Consider the following 22,927-nt stretch of genomic DNA (forward strand, 5'->3'; position numbering starts at 1 on the left):
ATTATTCCTTATTGTTCGGTTCGGCTGATAAGGTTAATGGAGAATTAGGCACTGCTTCTTTCACTCGCTTTTCTCTAAAGTTAATCGGGAAATGACAGGAAAATTCATGTTGTTTAATACGATAACGAGCCGGTTTTTGAATACATTGTTTTTGTGCAAATGCGCAGCGAGGCCCTAAACGGCAGCCCATCGGCATTTGTTCTAAAATCGGCACGGTACCTTCTAATGCCCCTAATTTGGTTTTAAAGCCAAGCGGTTTGGTGAAATCGGGTACAGAATGAATGAGCGCCTGTGTGTAGGGGTGATGCGGTGTTTTTAATAAAGTTTGCGTAGGTGCGGATTCTGTATTTTGTCCGCAATATAACACGGAGATATTGTGACAGAGATCGCTGATGTCACGAATATTATTACTTGCCAAAAGAATGCTTGTGCCTAAGTTTTGATTCATACTTGAAAGCAAACGGGAAACTTGCAATGCCGTGATGGATTCAAGGGCATAAGTGGGTTCGTCTGCAATTAACAAACGCGGTTGATTCGCCACGGCAATGGCGATCATTACTTTCTGTCCTTCCCCTTCGGTGAGATCATTGGGATAACTTGCCATAATGTCTTTATGGGCTTTGATGCCTACTCGGTGTAGTAACTCAATGGCTCGGCGTTTTTTCCAGCCGAACCGCTGCCACCATTTCCCACGAAATGTCCAATTAGGAATGCTTTGGATAAGCTGTTTGCCGATCTTTCGACTGGGATCAAGGCAGGTGAGCGGATCTTGGAAAATCATCGAAATTTCTTTTCCGACTAATTTTCTGCGTTGGCTCGGGGAAAGTTTTAATAATTCGATATCATTGAAACGGAAACGATCTGCCGTGATAACCCAATCTTCTTTAACTGCATTGCCGATGACTTTGGCAATCAAACTCTTGCCTGAGCCTGATTCGCCGACCAAACCCAATATTTCTCCTTCATTGAGGGTTAAATTTACACCGTCAACGATTTTGATTCGACCGTTTGGAGTCTTAATTTCAATATTGAGATTTCGTATATCCAGTAACGCCATAATTATTGATAATACTGATTAATGGCTTTGCACAAGCCGTGAGTAAATATAATGCTTAATAAAATGGTGATGATAATTGCAAAACCGGGAAGTAAAACCGCCCAAGGCGCAAGATAAATGAGTTCGAGAGAATCCTTAATCATTGCTCCCCATTCCGGCATTGGCCGTTGCGCACCGAGAGAGATAAAGCTCAAAGCGCTAATATCTAAAATCGCCACCACAAATGCCTGTGAGATTTCTTGAATATAGGTAACAGTAATATTCGGTAAAATCGTGCTACGCAGTAATTCGCTGTCGGATATCCCGTCCAACTTTAACATTATCACATATTCTTTTTTGAGTTCTTGCTGAATGGCGTGATAAACGGCATGGATAAAATAGGGCAGTATCGCCAATAATGTGGATACCATCGCATTGATCAAGCTCGGTTCCATAAATGTGGAAATAATGATCGCAATGAGCAAAATAGGAATCGATAAAAACGTATCGAAAATATGCCCGAGAAAGCGAGCTTTGAGTCCGCCCGATATTCCTGCCCAAATCCCTAATGCACCACCGATAAGGGCGATGAATATGACAACAATAAGGGAAGAACCCACGGTATAGCGCGCACCGATAATGACACGGCTTAATACATCACGAGCAAGATCATCCGTGCCGAAGAAGAAGGCTATTTCTCCTTTCTCCACCCACGAAGGCGGCATTAATTCTTTCCCCACAAACTCCATGCTATCGCTATATGGAGCGATGAAAGGCGCAAAAAGTGCGGTCAAAATAATCAAAAGAAAGAGATAAAAGCTAAACAGGGCTACACGATTTTTACGAAATTGTAACCAAATTTGATAGATTGATGTGCTTTCACGAAATTCATCAGGTTCTTTATCTTGCATACCAACCTTTCTTATTAAACGGATCGAGAGTAAACATTATCATCTTCGCTAGTACGTCAATAGTAATAACACAAATTCCCAGCACGATCACTCCTGCAGAAATACTGTTGTAATCTTGGTTGGCGACCGCATCAATGAGCCAACGACCTATTCCCGGCCAACCCAACAGGGTTTCAACCAACATACATTGGGTGATTACCAAAGTAAAGACACGGGTAATATGTGGTATGAGTAATGGAAAGGTATTGCGGAAAACATACCGTCGTAAAACTTTCCATTTTGACCAACCTCGTGTAATGGCAACTTTCGTATAATTTTGTTGTAGGATATATTCGGCACGTTGTTGAATTATGCGGATAATTTCCATTGTCGGCAGAATACATAAAATGAGCGTAGGTAAGGCTAAATGTTGTAATACGCTTTGTACGATTTTAGTACGGTAAGGAACATCAACAAACCACACATCAATCACCGGAAAACCGGTAATCGGCTTAATTTCATAGAGTAAATTGTACTGACCCGTTGCGGAAATTTCCCAACCGTAAATGGCTGCCATATAAAGCAAAATAGGGGCAAGCCAGAAAATGGGAATTGACAAACCGATATAAGAGAGAGTTTGTAAACTTTTAGAAAAAACACCCCGATTATTGACCGCACTTAGAATGCCCAAAGGAACACTTAAAATAAATGCGAGTAAAAGTGCGGTGAAACAAAGTTCCAAAGTGGGCGGTAGCACGGTAAAAATGAGCGATTTTAGCGATTGTCCGCCATTGTAGGTAATCCCTAAATCGCTCTGTAACAAATTATTAAGGTAGTGAAGATAACCACTGTAAATATTGTTTGTAATAAGCACCGAATTTAGCGGATCACGCATTAAAATGCCGAAACTGACCAGCGTTAAAATAAACAATAACAAGGCCACCCAAAGGAGATGACGTAATGCCGACCACAACATTATTTTTTCTCCTTAGTAAAATAGAGTGTTGAAAAATTCATACTACCGAAAGGGCTGGTTTGCACGCCTTTTACTTTGCTATTGGCAACTAAAAAGCGTTTTGCATTGGCAATCGGAATAATCGGTAATTCTTTTAACACGAGCTCTTGTGCGCTATTGTAATTTTTTGCCCGTTCACGTAAAACGGTCGTGGCGAGGGCATTGTCCATCAGTTCGTTAAACTCGGGATTGCACCAGTTGGATAAATTTGTTACTTCATTTTGGGTATCACAGCTTAAAATCGGACGCATAAAACCATCGGGATCTAAATTTCCGGCAAGCCAACCGGTTAAAATCATATCGTAATCTTCCGTTTTCTTATCAAGTTGTTCCAACAAAAACGTGCGTGTAACCGACCGCACTTTTACTTCCACTCCGGCTTGCGCCAAATCCCATTTGATTAATTCCGCCATTTTGAGCGGAGAAGGATTGTACATTTGTTCTTCGTTCAGCACCCACATATTCAGTCGCAAATTTTTATCTTGCAGAAATTTTTTCGCCTGTTTCGGTGAGTAATCAAATTCAAATTCCGGCGTATTGATATTCGATGCCCAAGAAATGTTAGGAATAATGTTATTCGCTACGGTTGCCGTATTATGGTAAATATTCCGAACAATACGCGCTCGGTTAATGCCTTGAGAAATTGCGTGGCGAATTTGTTCATTTTGCATCAAAGGCTTATTAAAATTAAAAGCGAGGTAAGACAAATTCATCCCTTCGACCGATTGCAGATAATAGCGGGCATCTTTATCCTGTAAAAGCCCTAGCTGGCTCACTTCCGGATAGGCGGCGATTTGGCATTCATTATTAAAGAATTTAATGAGCCGAGCCGTACGAACGGTGGAAAGATCGACCAAAATATGTTTGATTTTAGCTTCTTTGTTCCAATATTTGTCGTTGCGTAATAATCGCACGTATTGGTTATACACATAATCTTGTACTTGATAAGGCCCGGTGCCGACTGGGTGAGTATCTAACTGAGCCAAATTATCGTCCGCACTTAATTGATAGGCATATTCTTGCGAAAAAATAATGGCATATTGGCTGGCAAGATGAGATAAAATTGATGAATCCGGCTCAAACAATACGATTTTAACCTGGTGAGGATTGACAACCGTCACAGACTTAATTTTTCGGTTTAATTTAATGCTATCAAAATAAGGAAAGCGTACTTTTTTAGCCTGTTCGTGAAATACGCGATATTGCGGGTTTTTATCGTATGTCGAATTATCTTGGTTAAAAAAAGTAGGGAGATAAGTATCGTGTCCAAGTACGCGATTGAGCGAAAATACCACATCTTCCGCATTAAAATCACGGGTTGGTGTAAACCAAGGAGTGTGGTGGAATTTCACACCTTTGCGTAAATAAATCGAAATTTCTTTTCCATCGGGCGAAATAGAATAAGATTGCGCTAAAGATGGTGCTACGGTGGCGCTATGATTTTTAATTTCAAACAGTTTATTGTAAATTTGTTCCGTTATCACATTCATACTTGTACCGGCATCAGCCGTTTGCGGATTAAAAGAAAATCCTGAGGCATTGGTACAATAAATTAAACCGTTTTCCGTTAAACTTTCCGGCACGCGTGGGGCGGCTTGAACTTGTATGAACAAGCCCCAATTTATTAAAAGAAAACAGAAAAATAGTAAGTTTCGGCGTAACATAATGAATGCGTTATGGTAAATTATGCCACAAATTGTAAGGTATATTGCCGAAAATGGCTAGACGTTGCTTTTATGAAACCTCGTGCCATTCAACATGAGTTATCCAAGACCCTAATGTTTAGTTCCATTCAAAAAGAAATCAATCAAATAATCAACCGCGGATTTGACCGCTCTTTGCGTCTTGCGGTTACCGGTTTAAGCCGTAGCGGTAAAACAGCTTTTATTACGAGCTTAATCAATCAACTTTTATCAATTAATCAGACCGCAAAAAATCATTTGCCGTTATTTGAAGCGGCTCGAAATGGGGCGATTATTGCGGTAAAACGTGTTCCACAACAGGATTTGAGTGTGCCGCGTTTTGATTATGAGGAAAATTTGAACGCACTTTCTCAACAACCTCCGCAATGGTGTCAATCAACCCGTGGCGTGAGTGAAACGCGTTTAGCCATTCGTTTTCAACGGCAATCGGGTTTGTTTCGTCATCTGAAAGAACGGGGTACGCTTTATTTGGATATTTTTGATTATCCGGGTGAATGGTTGTTGGATCTACCTTTACTGCATCTGGATTTTCAACAATGGTCAACCGAACAAGCTCAGATTACTCAGGGCATTCGCGGTGAACTGGCGAAGCCTTGGCTTGATGAGATGAAAAAATTGGATTTAAGTGCGGATGTTAATGAAGAAATTTTGGCAAAAATAGCAAAACGCTATACGGATTATCTTCAACAATGCAAAATGCAGGGAATGCAATTTATTCAACCGGGACGATTTGTGTTACCGGGGGAATTAGAAGGGGCCCCTGCATTACAGTTTTTCCCTTTACTGCATTTAAGGCTAGAGCAATGGAAAAGGCTCAAAAAAGAGGCTAAATCAAACAGTTATTTTGCAGTGTTGAATAAAAGGTATGATTACTATCGCAATAAAATCATAAAAGGTTTTTATGAACATTATTTCTCTACCTTTGATCGCCAAGTGATTCTGGCGGATTGTTTAACCCCGCTGAATCATAGCCGACAAGCCTTTCTGGATATGCAAGCCGGATTGAATCGGTTGTTCAAAAATTTTCATTATGGTAACCGAAATTTTCTGTACCGTTTATTTTCCCCACGTATTGATAAATTAATGTTTATTGCAACGAAAGCGGATCACATCACCAGCGATCAAATGCCGAATTTGGTAAGCCTTATGCGCCAATTAGTGCAGGAAGGTGGTCGTCACGCAGAATTTACCGGTATCGATACGGAATATACTGCGATTGCTGCCATCCGTGCGACAAAACAAGTGGTGGTAAATAAAGACGACAAGCAGATTAAAGCGATTCAAGGAATACGCTCTAAAGATAAGCGATTGATTACCCTCTATCCGGGCAGTGTTCCAAGCAAATTACCCGATCAAGAATTTTGGCAAAAACAACCGCACTTTGAAGGGGAAAATTCACACGACAATCCGCATAATATGCCGTTCGATTTTGATTATTTTGAACCGCCGCACCTTGAGGCGGGGGAGGCAATCCCCCATTTGCGAATGGATGCCGTGCTGCAATTCTTGCTAGGGGATCGTTTTGAATAAGGCTGGAATACCTAGCTGAGATGTTTTTTAATATCGAGTGTTAATTGATCCAACATCTCATAACGTTTGCGATACATTGAACGTTTTTTACTGGCGATTTCTTCTAACGGCTTACGTTCAATCTCAAGCGGTAACAGCCAATAAGGATTTTGATAAACCGCTTGGTTTTCTTGCCAAAATTCATCGTAATTAAATAAAATTTTACTGCGTGCAGAAAGTCGATATTTACCTTGAAATTTGTGCGGAATACCCAATAGATCGCATTGTAGGTTTTTGGCTAATTCACGGAATACGTTCATTAGCATAAACATTGGGCGAACGCCGTGTAGATCTTTCGTTGCCTGTTTGACCAATTCCTGCGTGTTACCGTGGCGAGGGCCTTGAACAGAAGCAATTAATAATTTGTTCGGTGATAAAAAAGTGAATGAAGCGTCATAAATACGTTCATTATTTTTATTGCGAATATTGACGGCAAAATATCCTTCAAAAGGATCAATAAAATTCAAACTTAAATTAAGTGAAAGATCATCACTTAATTGACTTAATAAAATGGATTGCTCACTAAGTAAACGGGAACAAAACGTTAAACCTAATTTTTCTTCGGCGATAGTTAAATTTTGGCTAATCGCATCAAATCGTTGAGCGGCTGAAAAACGTTTATCGCAATAAGTGGTTAAAAGCGGGTTAAAACGATAATAATCTTGTGTGAAGAGTGGCTGCCACTGCGTCTTTTCATTTAAAAATGCGATGAGCTGCCCGCATTGTTTTTTATGAATGAACGTATAAGCATAATAGCGAAGTTTTTCCCGCAGTTGTTTTGCAAACGGACGATCCTTTGAATAAGGATACATTTGCACATAAGTTGGAAAAGAAATTTTAGTTGGCCTAATTGGCTGAGTCGGCTTAGTCATTTTGATATTAAGTTAGTAGAATGTCAGCAAAAGCGATGACATAAAATTAGAAACAGGGCGTATTTTATAATGGAAAAGCAAATTTTCAACCAATATGATGAATCCAAAGCAGAAACTTTTCAGCCAAAACAAGAATTTATTGATGTAGAAACCATACCTGATGAACCTTTAGAAGGGGAGTTACTGGATGAACGTTTTGAACAAGTGATGAAACCGAAATCAACGGGTTGGAAAACAACGTTAAAATTGACCGCACTTTTGTTTGGAGCGGCAACTGTGGCACAGTCGATTCAATGGATTTGGAATAGCTATCAAAATCAGCAATGGATTTACTTGGCATTTTCCCTTGTAAGTCTAATAGTTATCCTATTCGGTATAAAAGAAATCGTATTTGAATGGCGGCGTTTGGTTCATTTAAAAAAACGCGAGCAACTACAACAAGAAAGTCGTTTACTTTGGAGGCAAAGTGCGGTCAAAAATCACGATGTTTTTGAACATCAAGACGGCGAACAAGGTCAAAAATTTTGCTTGGAGATGGCGAAAAGTCTGCGTTTGGACGAACAATCCCCAATCCTTGTTCAATGGCAAAATCAACTAAATGAAACCTATTCGGCACAAGAAGTCGCACGGCTTTTTAGCTATCACGTATTAAAACCTCTTGATGCGAAAGCGAAAAAATTAATTGGCAAAATTGCGGCGGAATCTGCCGTGGTGGTGGCGATAAGCCCTCTTTCTGTGGTGGATATGTTTTTTGTAGCGTGGCGAAATATTCGATTAATTAATAAAATTGCGGAAATTTACGGCATCGAATTAGGCTATTTTACACGTATTCGTTTATTGCGAATGGTATTAGTGAACATTGCTTTCGCCGGTGTAACGGAAATCGTGCAGGATATGAGTATGGACTGGCTTTCACAGGACATTACCGCAAAATTTTCCGCACGTATTGCCCAAGGTATCGGTGTAGGCTTACTCACGGCTCGTTTAGGCGTAAAAGCGATGGAATTTTGCCGCCCGCTCGCATTTCAACCTTCTGAAAAACCAAAACTTTCCCATCTCCAAAAAGAACTTTTGACGACGATTAAGGATGTGGTATTGAATAAGAAAATGAAAGAGAAGGCGTTGGGGTAAAGTAAGCTAACGCCCAAATATTTAATAATAAGTAGATGGTTTCTAAAAATTTTTGGATTAATCACCAGTTTATGGAGACTTATAATTATAAAGCCTTCTGAGAATTAAGACATTCATTATAATAATGGAGTATATAAATGAGATTTACGATTAGTTTATTTGCTTTTTTATTTTTTTCTAAGATTGTTTATCCTAATCTGCCATTTTCAATAAATGAATATTTATTTGATTTATTTATCTTTTTATTTTTAATGGGATGTTATTACGTTTTTGGAACTAAAAATCGTGAATAGTCTATCCTGTTGATAGATACGGAGAAATCAGTAGAGGTTAATAATTAAATGGTGGGTTACGCAAAGCTAACGTACCCTACCAAAATTAAAGATTGGATATAAATTTCTCTTTGGTCAATTGCTATATAATACAAAATAGCAATGCTTTAATATGATCGCATTTTTACGGTATTATGTATCAGTTGCACAAAGCGCTTTGATATTTCTTGGGGTAGGGTGGGCAACTAGTTGCCCACCATTGAAATATCGTAAATTAGAAAGGTGGGCAAAAATTTGCCCACCCTACGGGGTCTACGTAATAATGCAAATTTACTCATTTTGGCGGGGGATGATAAAAAATCGGCTTTATCTATAAAAAATCCCAATTCTGCCTACACAAAATTGGGATTTTTATCGTTCTAATGAGGTGAGATTACCACTTATAGCTTAAATTTGCACTGAAGCGGCGTCCTTCTCCGTAGTAGCAGGTGCTGTAAAAACAGCTTGCGACATATTTTTTATCCGTTAGGTTTGATACGTTTGCTTGTAATTCCCAGTTGGTGTTGAGGCGGTATTTCAACATAATATCAGCCAAGGTTTTTGCAGGGGCTTTAATATTATCAGCAGTACCGTTCGATGAAGTACCGATGTAACGGATAGCTGCACCTGCAATTAAATTATCAAGGAATTGATAGGTGACTTGAGCCGAAGCAGTATGACGAGGAATCAATGCCGGGCGGATAACATTGCCGGTTTCTCGAATATCTTTTACGCGATTAAAGGTATAGCCCAATACGATTGCGGTTTTTTCTGCTACGTTAAAATTAGCGGCAACTTCAACACCTTTGCTTCTTAATTCTTTCGTTTGGAAAGCATTACCTGTAGCACTTGGCGTGAAAGCGTTATCTTGTTTTAAATCAAAATAGGCAATGGAGAAAGTTCCATCAATAAAGCTTGGTAAATATTTGATACCGGCTTCATATTGTCTACCTTCTGTCGGTTTGTATTGTGCGGTTTCCGGTACGAAAGATTCCGAATAGCTGAAATAAGGAGCAAGCCCATTTTCTGCGACATACATTACACCGCCGGAGTAAGAGGTGTGATTAATTTTATAACTTTTCTCTCCTTCTTCACCTTTGGCACGGTCATTACGTACTCCTGCGGATAAATGCCAGTTACCGATTTTGACTTGATCTTGCAAGTAGAAACCTAATTGACGTTGAGTAACATCATAATTAGGACGGGCATTATTCGGTACTTGAATGCCATTATAAACAGGCGATACACTATTGAGTGTATAAAGAGGTGTATAAGTTGCCGGTACGGAGTACGGCATATAGTAGCTATTGTATGCACCTTTTGCCGTTAAATACTGATAATCAACCCCTAAGGTTAAACTGTTCTCATAATTATCACCTTTCCAGTTTTTAGTAAGTCGGTTATCAAGAGAATGGCTTCGGGTAATGACATCGTTAAATACCGCACCTTGTCCGATGATTGGGAAAACCGTTACACCATTTGAAAAAGCGGATTGCTGTTTCACATCTTGCATATTGAATTTGTAGTTTTGTGAAAAGGTTAAGCTGTCATCAAATTTGTGGGTAAATTCATAGCCGAGTGAATATTGTTTACGGTTTAAGGTGTCCGTTGTCGGATCGCCTAAGTTTGTTCGGCGGTCGATTTTCCCTAAATTGGTATAAAGCGTTCCCTGCATTGGGAAGAAACCTGTGGTTGGTACGCCCACATCTTTTTGCAGGCTAGCCAATAGGGTGAGGGAAGTGCGGTTAGAAATATCCCAAGTTAAACTTGGTGCGAAATAATAACTTTCCAACCAAGTACCACGTAATTCTCCTTGTTTTTTGTGGTAATCGGCAACAAGGCGATAACGTACGCTTTCCGCCGCTTTGTCGCTAATATCCGCACTGATGCCGCGTTCGTGTCGATTGCCTAATTTGAGATTCACTTCTCCTTTAGGTTCTGCTGTCGGACGTTTGGTGATTAAATTGATTAAACCGCCGCTTTGTGCAGAGCCGTAAGTCAATGAATCGGCACCTTTTACCACTTCGACCGCTTCTACACCATACATATTCGGCGACCAATGGCTGTAACCGGTGTTATAAACGGCGGAACCGTCAATGGTTAAACGGGAGTCCATTCCGCGTACTTTTACCCAGTCATTGGTATCCAGATCCGCACCGTAAACCTGTGCCAGCGTACCTGTTTCATAACGAAGGCTTGCATCAAGCTGATTTAATTCCCAGTTTTTTAGGGTTTCATCATTTATCACAGCGATAGAACGTGGCGCCATATAATCCACTTTACCGGCTTTGGCAACGGAGCCGACAACGTTGATTTCATCCAGTTCTTCCACATTCTTAGTTTCCGCTTGGGCAGAATTAACGGCAAAAATGACCGCACTTGCCAGCGCACTATATACAAAGTTTTTTTTCATGTTTCATTCCTATATCGAGGTTGAGGTAAATAAATTCGTTGTAGTGAATTAAATTGAGACATGGATATAAAGCTGCAAGCCGAAGGCAGTACAAATAGTACGGCGAGGTGCAGCAATGCAGTAGACGTTTTTCAATTTAATTCACTATACTTTTCGTATCATCAGTAAAAAATAAGTCCCACCGACTAATGTGGAGACTAATCCCGCCGGAATTTCATAGGGAAAGAGTATTTGTCGTCCGATCCAATCGGCAATCAGCATAAGGGTACTGCCCAATAGGGCAGAGAGTAATAATTGAGATCTTGCCTTATGTACGCCCAAGAAGGCGGTTAAATGCGGTACGAGCAAGCCGATAAAACTGAGTGGCCCGATAATTAGGGTCGCAAATGCGGTCAAAATCGCACTAAAAATGATGATAATCCAACGGGTGCTTTTGATATTTAATCCTAATGCTTGTGCCATTGGTGTTTGCAAAGCGAGTAAATCCAGCCATCGACTAAAAATTAAACTGACAGCCAATAAAATGATTGAAAGTATGATAAAAGGGATTGAAAGTGTCGGATCAAGGTTCTGTGTCGAGCCTGATGTCCAACTAATTAATTGGTTTGCACGCGGATCGCCACTGGCGAGAGCAATACGCTGTAGGGTATCAAATAAAGCAGAGAGGCTAATACCCGTTAGTAACACTTTTTCCGGCAACATATGACTACGTTGATTAATGAGCGTAATAACCACTAAAGAAATCAATGCGCCGCTGATACCGGCTATCCAAAACCAAATGGCGTTTTGCGTAGGGAGAATAAAAAGCAATACGAGAATCCCCATACTCGCACCGGAGGATACGCCGAGTAATTCCGGACTTGCCATCGGGTTAAGGGTGAGACGCTGCAACAATATGCCTGCAACGGAAAGCAAAATACCTGCGCAGATAGCGATTAAAATACGTGGATAGCGCAATGCAATAATTGCTAAATCCGGGTCGCTATTTGCTAAAAGCATTTTCCATTCCGAATGAAATGCACCTTTTCCTACGCAAAGTGCAATAAATAAACTTACGATAGAAAGTAGGATAATCCACCACGTAAAGTGCGGTCGATATTGACGGAATTTTGGTGCTAAATGGTTGGTTAAACGCCCGCTTTGCGGTAAGGCGCGGAACATTAGCCAAAGCAATAGAGGTGTGCCGAGTAAAGCAGTGACGGCACCTGTCGGTAAACCGATGTGATAATAGAAATTAACCAGCTGCAATACTAAATCCGTGATCGCAAGCAACAATGCGCCAAGCATAAAAGAGGCCGCTAATTGTCGGGTGAAAGTGCGGATGCCTAATTGACGAACTAAGGTTGCGGCAGCCAGCCCGACAAAACCTATCATTCCTACAGCGCTTACAACAGATGCGATCAGATAAGCGCTCAGCAATAATCCGATAAAACGGAGTTTCCCTACCGGAACACCGAGGCTTTTCGCATTGCTATCATTTAATGCAAGAATCGTTAATGGACGGCGCAGTAAAAAAATAAGGCTAAAACAGACCGCACTTTGTAGCGATAAAAGTTGGCTATCCCGCCAACTTTCTTGCACCAACGAGCCTGCTCCCCATTGAACCAAACCACGTGATTCTTCGGGATAAAATAACATCATTATTCCGATGAGCGCACCAAAATAGAGATTTACTACAAGCCCCGCAAGAATCAATAATAAGGGCGACATTGTTTTTCGTATAGCAAGTGCCGCCACCATTAACAAACTGAGCGCCGCACCCATAAGCGAAATAAAGTTTGATCCGTATTCCAATAAATGAGGGGCGAAAATGGCAACCAAAAAAAGACTAAATTGCGCGCCGCTATTTATGCCAAGGGTATTGTCGGAAGCAAGCGGATTTCCCGTTACTTGCTGTAATAATAAAGAGGCGAATGCAAGGCTGCCGCCGGCAAGTAAGGCCATTGTGATCCGCGGCAGGGTATAGCTTTGCAATAGTAATAAGTCTAAGCTATCGGTTGCCCGGAACAAATACCAAATAGGCGTATTTTCAGGGAGTTGCACATTAAACAACATACTGAATAGGGCAATAAATACACCGATTAAAACGATAAAGAATAAGGCGACTCGATTTACCATGTTTCACCGCCTTGTAATAACCCGTTTGCAAAAATGGACGCAAAACGTTGGGCGGAAGGAATTGCGCCGAATGTCCATACGGCAGGTAAAATTAAAGGTTTTCGGGCAAGAGGCAAATGTTGCCATAAGGTGTTATGAGTAAGTGCCGTAGCGATATTATTCGGATAGGGTTTTATCACCACAAAACGGGTATTTTTCGGGAGTTTTGTCAACTCGGTAATTTCGATATTTTGAAAACCCCAATAATTTACTTCAGGTAAATAAGCATTTTCAAAGCCCAACTGATTAAGTACCGCACCAAGCAAACTGTTTTTGCCATAAATACGCAAATGGCGTGTATCAATAAATTGTACTAAGGCTATAGGGCGATCGATGAAAGGTTTTAACAGCGTGCGGTAATGCCTGATTGTTTGCTCGTATTGTGCAAGCAAATGCCGAACCGCTTCGGGTTTGTGAATAATCTTTCCGATTTCTTGTGTGGCGGAGACGACATTTTCCCAAGCATTCCCCTCGTTATAAAATTCCACGTTATAAACTTTTCCGTAAGAAGATAACTTATTATTCAGTGAAGCGTAAAAGGAGCCGTGTATGAAAGTGAACGATTGCGAGCCGAATGAATGGGACAGACTTGCAATGCGTTCTAAATTCGGTTGCAAACGAACACCGAGATCAACGGTATTGTCGGGAAGTTTAGGTTCTATCACCCAAGTTTGATAGCTTTGTATATCACCTACGGCAAGTGGCGGCTGACCGAGTGCGATTAAGGTTTCGGCAACCGACCAGTCCACCGTGGCATAACCGGCTTGTTTCTCGGCAATACTTTTAAAGGAAATGAAAAGTGCGGTTAAAATGAGGAATGAATTTTTGAGTAATCGCAACATATTAATAAAAACTCACGGGACGATGGGTTTCGGGGTGTTCGATCACATTCAATTCGATACCATAAATTTGTTTCAATGAAAGGGCGTTCACGATCTCGAATGCATCGCCTTGGGCCAATAATTTTCCGCTATGTAACGCCACTAAATGATCACAAAAACGGGAAGCGAGATTGATATCGTGAATCACAATAATGATCCCAAGATTAAGCTCCCGACTAAGTCGGTGAAGAAGTTGCATCACTTCTACTTGATGGGCGATATCCAATGCGGCTAAAGGCTCATCAAGCAAGAGGAATTGACTTTGTTGTGCTAATAGCATTGCAAGCCAAATTCGCGAACGTTCACCGCCGGATAGCGTATCGACCAATTGAGCGGCAAATTTTTCCGTGTGGGTGAGCTGTAATGCATTTTCAATCGCTTGTTTGTCGGTTTTGGTTTCACGTCCAAATAAGCCATTCCAAGCATAACGCCCCATTGCAATGAGCTCTTGGACCGTCATATTTGTGGCTTGAGGCAAATGTTGCGGTAAGTAAGCCACACGTTTAGCAAAATCACGGCTATTCCAGTGTTTGACGGAGAGATTATCCAATAAAATATCGCCACCGGAAATCGGTTGTTGACGCGCCATCAATTTAATTAAAGTGGATTTCCCCGAACCGTTATGACCTATTAAACCGTATAATTTTCCGGTTTCAAAGGAAAGTGATACGGGATGCAGTAAGACCCGTTGCGGTATAGAAAATGAAACTTGCTGAAGTTGAAACACAAATAACCCGAAAAAACATCAAAATTATGGCGCTATTCTATATGAAAACTATTCTTATTTCAAAACCAGTTTGATGATTATAATAATGGGCTAAACAGAAAAAACAACCGCTCAATAATTCGGTAATAAAACGGTCGAACAAACCATTTTTTGCTATCAAGCAATTCAGAATTGTTAATATAGCTTTCGTGCAGAATAGCCAGTTCATTGGCGAAAGCACGATCTTCTACCGCAAGAGCGAGTTCAAAGTTTAAGAAAAAGCTACGTAAATCCATATTGATCGTGCCGACTAAGGCAAGTTTATTATCAATCAGAACGCTTTTTGTATGTAAAAGACCCGCTTTAAATTCATAGATTTTTACGCCTGCGGCAAGTAAATCGTCAAAGAAAGTCCGGCTTGCCCAGCCCACCATAAGCGAATCGTTTTTCTTTGGTAATATCAGTGAAACCTCCACTCCACGTAATGCGGCAATACGCAAGGCTTCCGCAATACTATGGCTTGGTACGAAATAGGGGGAGGTGATGGTAATATTTTCACGGGCGGCGTATATCGCCAAGGCTAAAGTTTGCGGTGCGAGATCATCCGGAAAAGCAGGCCCGGTCGCGATAACTTGAACGGAGTGGGTATCGTTATCTTCGATCGGTACGAGCGGGCAGTTTGGCAAAAAAATCGTGAGCTCATTACCGGTTTCAATTTCCCAATCCCAAGCATGTAAGCTATTTAATACGGCAGATGCCGCACCATTCACCCGCACCATCATATCTACCCAATTTCCCACGTTGCTATTTTGTTTAAAAAAAGCCGGATCGACCATATTCATACTACCGGTGTAGGAAATTTGGTTATCAATAACAATGATTTTTCGGTGTTGGCGTAAGTCGATACGGCTGAAAAACATCCGAAATAAGTTTACGTATAAGGTTTCGACAATTTCAATACCTTGTTCACGTAAAGCACGACAGGCCTTACTTCTCAGAAAAGGGCGACTACCCACGGAATCTAATAAAATACGAACTTCTACGCCGCGTTGTTTAGCTTCTAATAAAGATTGACCGATCTCTTCAATCATGCCTTTATTCGACCAGATGTAAAACACCATATTAATGGAATGTTTCGCTTGGTGAATGTCGGCAATAATACTGCGGATAATACTTTCCGGCGTATCTAAAATATGCAGCTCGTTTCCTTTAATGCAAGGAATACCCAAACGGCGGTGATTCAGATCAAAGAGCGGTCGATATTGGAGATTTTTCGGTACGTTGATTAGCTCCGTTTGTTGCGATAAACGGGCGAGCCATTCGCTGTATTTAGGGTGTAAGGTTTTGAAAGCGTTAGCACGCTTTGTTCCCAGTTTTATTTCACCAAAAATGAAGTAGGCGAGTACACCGATGATCGGCAATAAATAAATCAGCATCAACCAAGAAAGGGTGGCGGAGGAAGATTGTTTTTTGACTAAAAGGCGAAGCGTAACCGAGATAATTATCAGCCACGCCAACACAGGAATAATATAAACCAGTATAATATGTTCAAAACTCATAAAATTTTAACCGCACTTATGACATTCGATATTCTTTACCAACATCGTGATTTTATCATCATTTACAAGCCTTATGGTGTAAGTGTGCATAAAGATAATGCCGAAGTTGGTCTTACCACGTCAGTGGCGGCACAACTTGGTTTGCCACAAGTCTGGCTTGTTCATCGATTAGACAAAATTACTTCAGGGCTATTGATTCTTGCCTTAAATGCGGAAAGTGCGGCTGAATTTTCACGACTTTTTATTGAACATAAGATTCGCAAAACCTATCTTGCTTTGAGCAATCAAAAACCGAAAAAGAAGCAGGGATTGATTATCGGTGATATGCAAAAAGCCCGTAGCGGTGCGTGGAAACTGTGCCAAACGAGAAAAAATCCGGCGATAACCGAATTTAAATCCATAAGCTGTGAGCCCAATTTGCGTTTATTCGTCTTAACCCCTCAAACAGGTAAAACCCACCAATTACGGGTGGCGATGAAAAGCCTGGGCAGCCCGATTTTAGGTGATAAATTATATGCCAAAAACACTGCGGAAATTGACCGCACTTATTTACACGCGGCAAAACTAGCGTTTGAATTTAAAGGGGAAAACGTGGAACTGTTCACTATGCCAAAAGAAGGCATAATTTGGCAGAAAGAATCCGTGCAAGGTGTTTTGCAAGCCGTGTTTGGCGCGGGGGACCAAATTTAATTCAAGGCGATTTTAGGAAATGAGGTGAGATCCTGTATAATGCCCCGCAGTTTTGCGAATAAATTCACAATAGGAACTTAAATGAAATTTATCTCTTTTAATATTAACGGGTTGCGTGCTCGTCCGCATCAGCTTGAAGCGGTGATTGAAAAATATCAACCGGATGTTATCGGTTTACAAGAAATCAAAGTGGCGGATGAAGCATTTCCTTACGAAATCACCGAAAATCTAGGTTATCACGTCTTTCATCACGGGCAGAAAGGGCATTATGGTGTGGCGTTATTCACCAAACAAGAACCTAAAGCGATTCGCCGCGGTTTTCCAACAGACGCGGAGGATGCGCAAAAACGTATTATTATGGCGGATCTGGAGACGGAATTCGGTTTGTTGACGGTGATTAACGGTTACTTTCCGCAGGGGGAAAGTCGAAACCATGAAACGAAATTTCCGGCAAAGGAAAAGTTTTATGCGGATCTGCAACGCTATTTAGAACAAGATCACGATAAAACGAACCCGATTTTAATTATGGGGGACATGAATATTAGCCCGAGTGATTTAGATATCGGTATCGGTGAAGAAGGCCGTAAACGTTGGTTGCGTACCGGTAAGTGTTCTTTTTTGCCTGAAGAGCGGGAGTGGTATCAACGTTTATATGATTACGGTTTGGAGGATAGCTTTCGTAAATTGAACCCGACCGTAAATGATAAATTTTCGTGGTTTGATTACCGTTCAAAAGGCTTTGATGATAACCGCGGTTTACGCATTGATCATATTCTGGTGAACCGTAAATTAGCGGAACATTGTGTAGATGTCGGCATTGCATTAGATATTCGTGCAATGGAAAAGCCTTCGGATCACGCACCGATTTGGGCGGAATTTAGATAGGAATAAAATATGGATATGGCGAATTGGCAGAATTATCGTTCCACAGTGAACAATATGCCTGCTGTATTTACGGCAAACATTGAAAATGTCGATCTCTTTCATGGTAAGCAGTGCAATAAAATCGTGCAGTTTGCGATTAATTATGAAGGAGATGAGACGGGGTTACCCTCTGAAGATGAATACGATAAGTTAATTCATCGCATATTCAAAATTTTGTCGCAATTGACCGCACTTCCGAATGTATTTTTTGCCGGGCATTTTATTTGTAGCGGGCAAGCGAAAATGCATTTTTATTGCGAACATTCCGAGAGCCTATTGGAAACCTTGGCACAAATTGATTTTGCAGAAGAAGTGAGTATTCAAGATGATCCGAGTTGGGATATTTATTTTGATTTTTTGCTTGCTTCTCCCCTTGAAATTAAAATGAATGCGACGGAAGAATTGCTTGGGTTATTACGAAGTAAAGGGCGTGATTTAAGTGATACTTACTTGGTGGAACACCGTTTCCATTTTGATGAAGAACAAAAAATGTTCTCTTTTATGGATGAGTTAAGCCTCGGTAATTATTCGTTTACCACCTTGCAATATTCGGCACAACCGATTCAGTTTAATGAAGAAGATGAACCTTATTATTTGGTTAAACTTGAGCAAGAAATTTCGCTTGATAACGGTGAGATTTTCGATCTGGTTGAGAAGTTTGAGAAAATCACAACCCAATTTATGGGCGAATATATCGGTTGGGAATGCGACAGTTTGATGGGCGACAATAATCAACTGAACTAAACTACCATACCATAGGGTATGAAGTCTGCGCAGGGTGAGTAGCTTGTAGCCTAGCTAAAATATTAAAATTGAAATGGTGGGCAAAAATTTGCCCACCCTACAGATCTATAATTTAGGGGTAGGGTGGGCAACAAGTTGCCCACCGAAAAATATCAGGATTGAAACGGTGGGCAAAAGATTTGCCTACTCTACAGTTTTTGCTATTTATCCACTGTTAAGGTGGATTAAACAAGGTCTAATTTTTATTTAGACACAGTTGCTACTCAACCCAAGTCACAATTTCATCCATTGATTTACGTGATTTTTTCGTAATATCACGTGAGCGATAGCCGAAAGTTGCAGCAACGGATACACCGTATTCATTCGGATCAAATAAACCTTCTTCTGCAAGAGCTTGGTTCATTAATTCATAATTGAACCCTTCAATCGGGCAAGAATCAATACCTAATGCCGCCGCACCGGTAAGCATATTGGCAAGAGCGATGTAAGTTTGTTTGCTGCACCAATCAAATAAAGTGCGGTCGTTTTCCAACAAATTCATTTCGTTTTCTTGCAATGCTTTGTATTTTGCCAATGCTTGTTGCTGCTGTGCTTCGTTCAATCCTTTTCTTGTCATCACATCAACAAAAAACGGACTGTCATAACGGGCATTTTTTTTGGCGAGTAACACAACAAGGTGGCTGCAATCATCAAGTTGATTTGCCATACCCCAACTAAAAGGTTTGATTTTTTCGCGCAAAGCTTTATTTTGAATGACGAGGAGTTTCCAAGGCTCTGAACCGACAGAACTTGGAGAAAGGCGGGCGCATTCTAAAATAGCATTGAAGTCTTCATCACTAATTTTTTTACTTGAATCGTAATAGCGGGTAGAACTACGTTGATTGAGAAGTTCAATAACCTCTTGAGCAGTAAGTTTTATCATGATTTTCCTCTCTAATTAAAAATTCACCTCATTTTATCCTATTTATCCGGTAAGCCTAAGCAAGATTGTTTGTCTCTTTAGTATGTTTATACGGATTTTACTTTTCTCAAGCAAAAAATACTCACTAAAATTAATGCCGTGGCGACATAAAACACCGAATTATAGTGCCAAATTTCGGCAATAATACCGGCAATCGGGCCGCCGATAACCCAGCTTGCTTTTGCTGCGTTGCTAAAAAGTGTAGTGGCGGAACCCATTTGTGTCGGCATAAGATCTTGGAAATAGACCATACCGATTGTGGCGGTAATACCAATAAAAATTGCGTTCAACAATTGTAATGTGACGAACTGCCAGGTTTGTGTCGCAAATAGCATTCCGATATAAAATAAAAGGCCGGCAAATAATGCGAAAGCGATTAATTGTTTCTTCGTGAAATATTTTGTCAGATAACCGGCGATGATCATCACGGGAATTTCTAATCCTGCCGCTGTTCCCATTAATATTCCGGCCAGTTCTTTGTTCAGCTGTAATTCGTGAATAATGAATAACGGCATATTAATCAAGTACATACTGTTACAAGTCCATAAAAGCAGATTGGCGATAAAGAGATAAATCACACTTTTACGTGGTGAGGTTTGTTCCGAAACCGCTAACTTTTTGACCGCACTTTGGCGTGAAATTCGGGGCAGTAATAGACTAACGCCTGCGCAGAGTAAAAATGCCGATCCTGCCACCAAATACATATATTCAAACCCCCAGTTTAGTGCGATAAAAAAGGACAACGGCGGGCCTACGATCCAAGCGAGGGAAATTTGGGTACGCATAATTGTGCTGAACATGACGGCTTCTTTATCCACGCTTTCCGCATATTCGCGCGCCAAGGCGAAGGATTGGGGATTGGCGGCAGAACCTAAACCGAGTAATGTTGTAGCCAACAAAATCAAAATATAATAATTACGGTTATAAGCAAATAATAAACAGCCTGCAATAGCGATTAAACAGCAGTAAATCATAATTTTTCGGCGATCGTCTTGGCTATCGGAATACTTCGCCATGGCTTGGCTGAGAATAATGCCGATAATGGCATTGACGGAGTAGAATAATCCGACAAAAAACGGAGAAACTTGAATTTCTTGTGAGAGAAAGAGGCTTAATGTGGGCGTTTGAAATGCGGATGCAATTCCCGTGAGAAAGGCGATAAGAAGAAAGTTAAAGGCGATGAGGTTTTGGGGAGGTTGTCGGTTTTTTAGCATAGTGATTTTATATTATGAGCGTTGGTAGAAGGGTTTCGCCCGAAGGCGAAACCGCGGTTAAATAAATTGGATTTCTTTTGGGTATCCCACCTCAATCGTCAATTCACGATCGGAAACGACAACATTTTCCCGATTTTCAATAAAGAATCTGGAAGTCATTACTTTTTCTCCATTGTTTAAGAAGATTTCCATAATTGAACGATCGAAGAAAATTTCCACATTGTGCAGTTCGTTTAGCTCGCAATAACGTTGCTCACCAAATTTTTCCATTAATTCCGTTTGTGCCGATTGGCTTCGATCCAAACAAATCAACCCGTTTTGATAAGATAAACGCAATGTTTCGCCTTTTTCATTGGTGAAAAAATTCAAGGTAAAAGGCTGATTTTGTGCATTAAATTTCAGATACGCGCGATCTAAATCTTGAATAGCACCTTTCCCTTGAAGCGTTTGCTTGGAAAGTGCGGTCATATTTTCATAGATTTTTGCGATCGGTCGTTGGTATAAACGATGATTTTCAAGATGAATTTCACGCGGCATTGTGAGGGCGGAATGCCATTTGAATTTATCTGTCGGATAAGTTAAATCCGGTAAGCCGATCCAACCGAACATAATAGTGCTTTGTTTGTTATTTAAACCGCTAAAAGTTTGTGGGGCGTAGAAGTCAAAGCCTTGATCCAACTCGGCAATAGATTCCGCTTTCAACGTATTGTGGTTTAAATGCCCTAGTGCATAAGTGGCGTGATAATTGTTCTGAAATTGGTGGGATTCACGATCTTTGCCTTGTGGCGACCACACGAAAATATCTTTATTGCCGAGCTTAAATAAATCCGGGCATTCCCACATAAAAACGTGTTGATTATTAAAATCAGGAATAGATAATTCCCCTAATAAACGGGGGGTATCCTCCAAATTATCCATTTCAAAAAGAATTGCCGTACCGCTAAGGTTTTCACGTTGTGCGCCGCACACGAAACGAATTTTTCCGTTTTGTGCGAAATAAGGTTTAGGATCGCGCACGTGTTCCGTGTAACCCGGAGGGGCGTTTTCGAGTAACGGGCGTTTGCTGATGAGTTTTCCGGTTAAATCAAAAATGGCCAAATTTTGATAAGGCACACGTTGGTTATCACTAGGACGGCGCGTATTACCGGTGTAAAACATTGCCAATTTATCGCCCATTTTTAATGCTCCACCGGAATAACAACCGTGAGATTCGAATAACTCGCAAGGAATTAAATCATCAGCAGATTGATAAGTTTGAAAATCACTTGTAATAAAATGTTTCCAGTGTTTCATTCCGTGTATTGCATCAAAAGGAAACCACTGATAAAACAAATGATATTTTTCACCATCAAAAATCAACCCGTTAGGATCATTTAATAACCCTGTTGGGGGGGCAAGGTGGTAAGTCGGGTAGAAAGTTTTATCGCTTTCTACTATTTTGCGTACGGCGGAAAGTTCACCCGCTTCCGCTGCAAGAAGGCTTTTGTATTTACCATTGTTGAAAATAATCATAGTCGTCCTATTTAGGGTAAGTTTCGTTTAAACAAGCATAGCGGGCATTCATTCTTTCAGCCCATAATTTTAACGGTGCGATAACGGTGTGTTTTGAAGCATAAGTCCAATTATCACGGAAAAGTAAAAAATCAATCGCACAAACTGCATTCAACGTACCGATATTTAAATTCTCACCAAAAGAATCAATCGCTTTTTGGAGTTCAAACAGGCTTCTTCCCGTTCGTTGGAAGATTTGTTCGTGGCGATCTTTCCACCATTCTGATTGAGGGCGGGAACGTTTTTCAGGAATAACCGATATTTCGTTTTCTAAAATACCATCGGCTAAATAATGCAGTCGAAGTATTTGCCAACGTTGTTTACCCTCACCATAAAGTGAAGATTGTGAACCCGTTTGATCAAGGTATTCGGCGATGAGCGAGCTGTTGTATAGCCACTCGCCGTCATTTAGTTGTAAAGCAGGCAAGCGACCAAGCGGATTGTCTTGATTATGGGGGGAATCTTTATCTAGCCCGCTGGTGGCTTGTAGAAATTCAATTTGGTTTTGCAGTTGATGATATTGAATGACTGCAAGTACTTTTCGAGCATAGGGGCTTGTCGTGGAATACCATAGTTTCATAAAAACGCCTCAAAATCTAA

The 22,927-nt window shown here is 40.7% G+C and carries 19 protein-coding genes; 5 read left to right on the forward strand and 14 right to left on the reverse strand.

Going from position 1 to position 22,927, the window contains the following annotated elements; translation table 11 throughout:
* Position 1 precedes the first annotated feature (1 nt).
* The 4 genes from IHV77_RS10905 to IHV77_RS10920 are packed head-to-tail and all read right to left on the reverse strand — an operon-like array spanning position 2 to position 4,605.
* The gene (locus tag IHV77_RS10905) at positions 2 to 1,057 is read right to left on the reverse strand and encodes a peptide ABC transporter ATP-binding protein (RefSeq protein WP_194811974.1); all 1,056 of its coding nucleotides are present in this window, start codon (positions 1,055 to 1,057) and stop codon (positions 2 to 4) included.
* A gap of 2 nt (positions 1,058 to 1,059) precedes the next feature.
* On the reverse strand, positions 1,060 to 1,947 hold the full coding sequence (locus tag IHV77_RS10910; RefSeq protein ID WP_194811975.1) for an ABC transporter permease subunit: 888 nt from the start codon (positions 1,945 to 1,947) through the stop codon (positions 1,060 to 1,062).
* Complete coding sequence (locus tag IHV77_RS10915; RefSeq protein ID WP_194811976.1) at positions 1,937 to 2,902, reverse strand: ABC transporter permease; 966 nt, start codon at positions 2,900 to 2,902, stop codon at positions 1,937 to 1,939. The genes IHV77_RS10910 and IHV77_RS10915 overlap by 11 nt, the downstream gene beginning before the upstream one ends.
* On the reverse strand, positions 2,902 to 4,605 hold the full coding sequence (locus IHV77_RS10920; protein ID WP_194811977.1) for an ABC transporter substrate-binding protein: 1,704 nt from the start codon (positions 4,603 to 4,605) through the stop codon (positions 2,902 to 2,904). The genes IHV77_RS10915 and IHV77_RS10920 overlap by 1 nt, the downstream gene beginning before the upstream one ends.
* A 114-nt stretch (positions 4,606 to 4,719) precedes the next feature.
* Between IHV77_RS10920 and IHV77_RS10925 the strand changes: the two genes are divergently transcribed.
* Positions 4,720 to 6,174, forward strand: a complete 1,455-nt coding sequence (locus tag IHV77_RS10925) for a YcjX family GTP-binding protein (protein ID WP_194813285.1) — start codon at positions 4,720 to 4,722, stop codon at positions 6,172 to 6,174.
* 11 nt (positions 6,175 to 6,185) lie between these two features.
* Here the strand turns inward: IHV77_RS10925 and IHV77_RS10930 are convergent, their stop codons facing one another.
* Positions 6,186 to 7,025 carry a VirK/YbjX family protein gene (locus tag IHV77_RS10930; protein WP_228550015.1) on the reverse strand — a complete coding sequence of 280 codons (840 nt, stop codon included), beginning with the start codon at positions 7,023 to 7,025 and terminating at the stop codon, positions 6,186 to 6,188.
* Positions 7,026 to 7,154: 129 nt separating this feature from the next.
* Here IHV77_RS10930 and IHV77_RS10935 point away from each other — a divergent pair, with 129 nt between their 5' ends.
* On the forward strand, positions 7,155 to 8,216 hold the full coding sequence (locus tag IHV77_RS10935) for a TIGR01620 family protein (protein ID WP_194811979.1): 1,062 nt from the start codon (positions 7,155 to 7,157) through the stop codon (positions 8,214 to 8,216).
* A 705-nt stretch (positions 8,217 to 8,921) separates the two neighbouring features.
* Here IHV77_RS10935 and IHV77_RS10940 read toward each other — a convergent pair.
* The 5 genes from IHV77_RS10940 to cls form a co-directional block, all read right to left on the reverse strand.
* Positions 8,922 to 10,940: a TonB-dependent siderophore receptor gene (locus IHV77_RS10940; RefSeq protein ID WP_194811980.1), complete on the reverse strand. Its 2,019-nt coding sequence runs from the start codon at positions 10,938 to 10,940 to the stop codon at positions 8,922 to 8,924.
* 144 nt (positions 10,941 to 11,084) lie between these two features.
* Positions 11,085 to 13,058, reverse strand: coding sequence for a Fe(3+)-hydroxamate ABC transporter permease FhuB (fhuB, locus tag IHV77_RS10945; protein WP_194811981.1), 1,974 nt, complete (start codon positions 13,056 to 13,058; stop codon positions 11,085 to 11,087).
* The gene (locus tag IHV77_RS10950) at positions 13,052 to 13,936 is read right to left on the reverse strand and encodes an iron-siderophore ABC transporter substrate-binding protein (protein ID WP_194813286.1); all 885 of its coding nucleotides are present in this window, start codon (positions 13,934 to 13,936) and stop codon (positions 13,052 to 13,054) included. Before IHV77_RS10950 ends, fhuB begins: the two co-directional genes overlap by 7 nt.
* Before the next feature lie 4 nt (positions 13,937 to 13,940).
* Positions 13,941 to 14,705, reverse strand: coding sequence for an ATP-binding cassette domain-containing protein (locus IHV77_RS10955; protein ID WP_194811982.1), 765 nt, complete (start codon positions 14,703 to 14,705; stop codon positions 13,941 to 13,943).
* Between the two features lie 77 nt (positions 14,706 to 14,782).
* Positions 14,783 to 16,243 carry a cardiolipin synthase gene (gene cls / locus IHV77_RS10960; protein ID WP_194811983.1) on the reverse strand — a complete coding sequence of 487 codons (1,461 nt, stop codon included), beginning with the start codon at positions 16,241 to 16,243 and terminating at the stop codon, positions 14,783 to 14,785.
* An 18-nt stretch (positions 16,244 to 16,261) separates the two neighbouring features.
* On the opposite strand from cls, the gene IHV77_RS10965 reads away from it, so the two are divergent.
* From IHV77_RS10965 to IHV77_RS10975, 3 genes are all read left to right on the forward strand, one after another.
* Positions 16,262 to 16,933, forward strand: a complete 672-nt coding sequence (locus tag IHV77_RS10965; protein ID WP_194813287.1) for a TIGR01621 family pseudouridine synthase — start codon at positions 16,262 to 16,264, stop codon at positions 16,931 to 16,933.
* An 81-nt stretch (positions 16,934 to 17,014) separates the two neighbouring features.
* Positions 17,015 to 17,818 (forward strand): exodeoxyribonuclease III, encoded by an 804-nt coding sequence (gene xthA / locus IHV77_RS10970; protein ID WP_194811984.1) that lies wholly within the window; start codon positions 17,015 to 17,017, stop codon positions 17,816 to 17,818.
* Between the two features lie 9 nt (positions 17,819 to 17,827).
* Positions 17,828 to 18,601 (forward strand): TIGR01619 family protein, encoded by a 774-nt coding sequence (locus tag IHV77_RS10975; protein WP_194811985.1) that lies wholly within the window; start codon positions 17,828 to 17,830, stop codon positions 18,599 to 18,601.
* A 259-nt stretch (positions 18,602 to 18,860) separates the two neighbouring features.
* Here IHV77_RS10975 and IHV77_RS10980 read toward each other — a convergent pair whose 3' ends face one another.
* The 4 genes from IHV77_RS10980 to IHV77_RS10995 all read right to left on the reverse strand — a co-directional run bounded on the left by IHV77_RS10980 (position 18,861) and on the right by IHV77_RS10995 (position 22,907).
* Complete coding sequence (locus IHV77_RS10980) at positions 18,861 to 19,523, reverse strand: NAD(P)H-dependent oxidoreductase (protein ID WP_194811986.1); 663 nt, start codon at positions 19,521 to 19,523, stop codon at positions 18,861 to 18,863.
* A gap of 86 nt (positions 19,524 to 19,609) precedes the next feature.
* Complete coding sequence (locus IHV77_RS10985; protein WP_194811987.1) at positions 19,610 to 20,776, reverse strand: MFS transporter; 1,167 nt, start codon at positions 20,774 to 20,776, stop codon at positions 19,610 to 19,612.
* A gap of 57 nt (positions 20,777 to 20,833) precedes the next feature.
* A complete protein-coding gene (locus IHV77_RS10990) occupies positions 20,834 to 22,288 on the reverse strand; it encodes a glycoside hydrolase family 32 protein (protein ID WP_194811988.1) in 1,455 nt (484 codons plus the stop codon).
* A gap of 7 nt (positions 22,289 to 22,295) precedes the next feature.
* The gene (locus tag IHV77_RS10995; protein ID WP_194811989.1) at positions 22,296 to 22,907 is read right to left on the reverse strand and encodes a glutathione S-transferase N-terminal domain-containing protein; all 612 of its coding nucleotides are present in this window, start codon (positions 22,905 to 22,907) and stop codon (positions 22,296 to 22,298) included.
* Between the last annotated feature and the right edge of the window lie 20 nt (positions 22,908 to 22,927).

Origin of the sequence: Rodentibacter haemolyticus (assembly GCF_015356115.1) — a bacterium.
Taxonomy (GTDB): Bacteria; Pseudomonadota; Gammaproteobacteria; order Enterobacterales; family Pasteurellaceae; genus Rodentibacter; species Rodentibacter haemolyticus.

Coding starts and splice junctions, on each gene's coding strand:
- xthA (WP_194811984.1), top strand. CDS start 17,015: ATGAAATTTATCTCTTTTAATATTAACGGGTTGCGTGCTCGTCCGCAT.
- IHV77_RS10910 (WP_194811975.1), bottom strand. CDS start 1,947: ATGCAAGATAAAGAACCTGATGAATTTCGTGAAAGCACATCAATCTAT.
- fhuB (WP_194811981.1), bottom strand. CDS start 13,058: ATGGTAAATCGAGTCGCCTTATTCTTTATCGTTTTAATCGGTGTATTT.
- IHV77_RS10925 (WP_194813285.1), top strand. CDS start 4,720: ATGTTTAGTTCCATTCAAAAAGAAATCAATCAAATAATCAACCGCGGA.
- IHV77_RS10975 (WP_194811985.1), top strand. CDS start 17,828: ATGGATATGGCGAATTGGCAGAATTATCGTTCCACAGTGAACAATATG.
- IHV77_RS10990 (WP_194811988.1), bottom strand. CDS start 22,288: ATGATTATTTTCAACAATGGTAAATACAAAAGCCTTCTTGCAGCGGAA.
- IHV77_RS10965 (WP_194813287.1), top strand. CDS start 16,262: ATGACATTCGATATTCTTTACCAACATCGTGATTTTATCATCATTTAC.
- IHV77_RS10915 (WP_194811976.1), bottom strand. CDS start 2,902: ATGTTGTGGTCGGCATTACGTCATCTCCTTTGGGTGGCCTTGTTATTG.
- IHV77_RS10980 (WP_194811986.1), bottom strand. CDS start 19,523: ATGATAAAACTTACTGCTCAAGAGGTTATTGAACTTCTCAATCAACGT.
- cls (WP_194811983.1), bottom strand. CDS start 16,243: ATGAGTTTTGAACATATTATACTGGTTTATATTATTCCTGTGTTGGCG.
- IHV77_RS10995 (WP_194811989.1), bottom strand. CDS start 22,907: ATGAAACTATGGTATTCCACGACAAGCCCCTATGCTCGAAAAGTACTT.
- IHV77_RS10905 (WP_194811974.1), bottom strand. CDS start 1,057: ATGGCGTTACTGGATATACGAAATCTCAATATTGAAATTAAGACTCCA.
- IHV77_RS10930 (WP_228550015.1), bottom strand. CDS start 7,025: ATGTATCCTTATTCAAAGGATCGTCCGTTTGCAAAACAACTGCGGGAA.
- IHV77_RS10985 (WP_194811987.1), bottom strand. CDS start 20,776: ATGCTAAAAAACCGACAACCTCCCCAAAACCTCATCGCCTTTAACTTT.
- IHV77_RS10935 (WP_194811979.1), top strand. CDS start 7,155: ATGGAAAAGCAAATTTTCAACCAATATGATGAATCCAAAGCAGAAACT.
- IHV77_RS10940 (WP_194811980.1), bottom strand. CDS start 10,940: ATGAAAAAAAACTTTGTATATAGTGCGCTGGCAAGTGCGGTCATTTTT.
- IHV77_RS10920 (WP_194811977.1), bottom strand. CDS start 4,605: ATGTTACGCCGAAACTTACTATTTTTCTGTTTTCTTTTAATAAATTGG.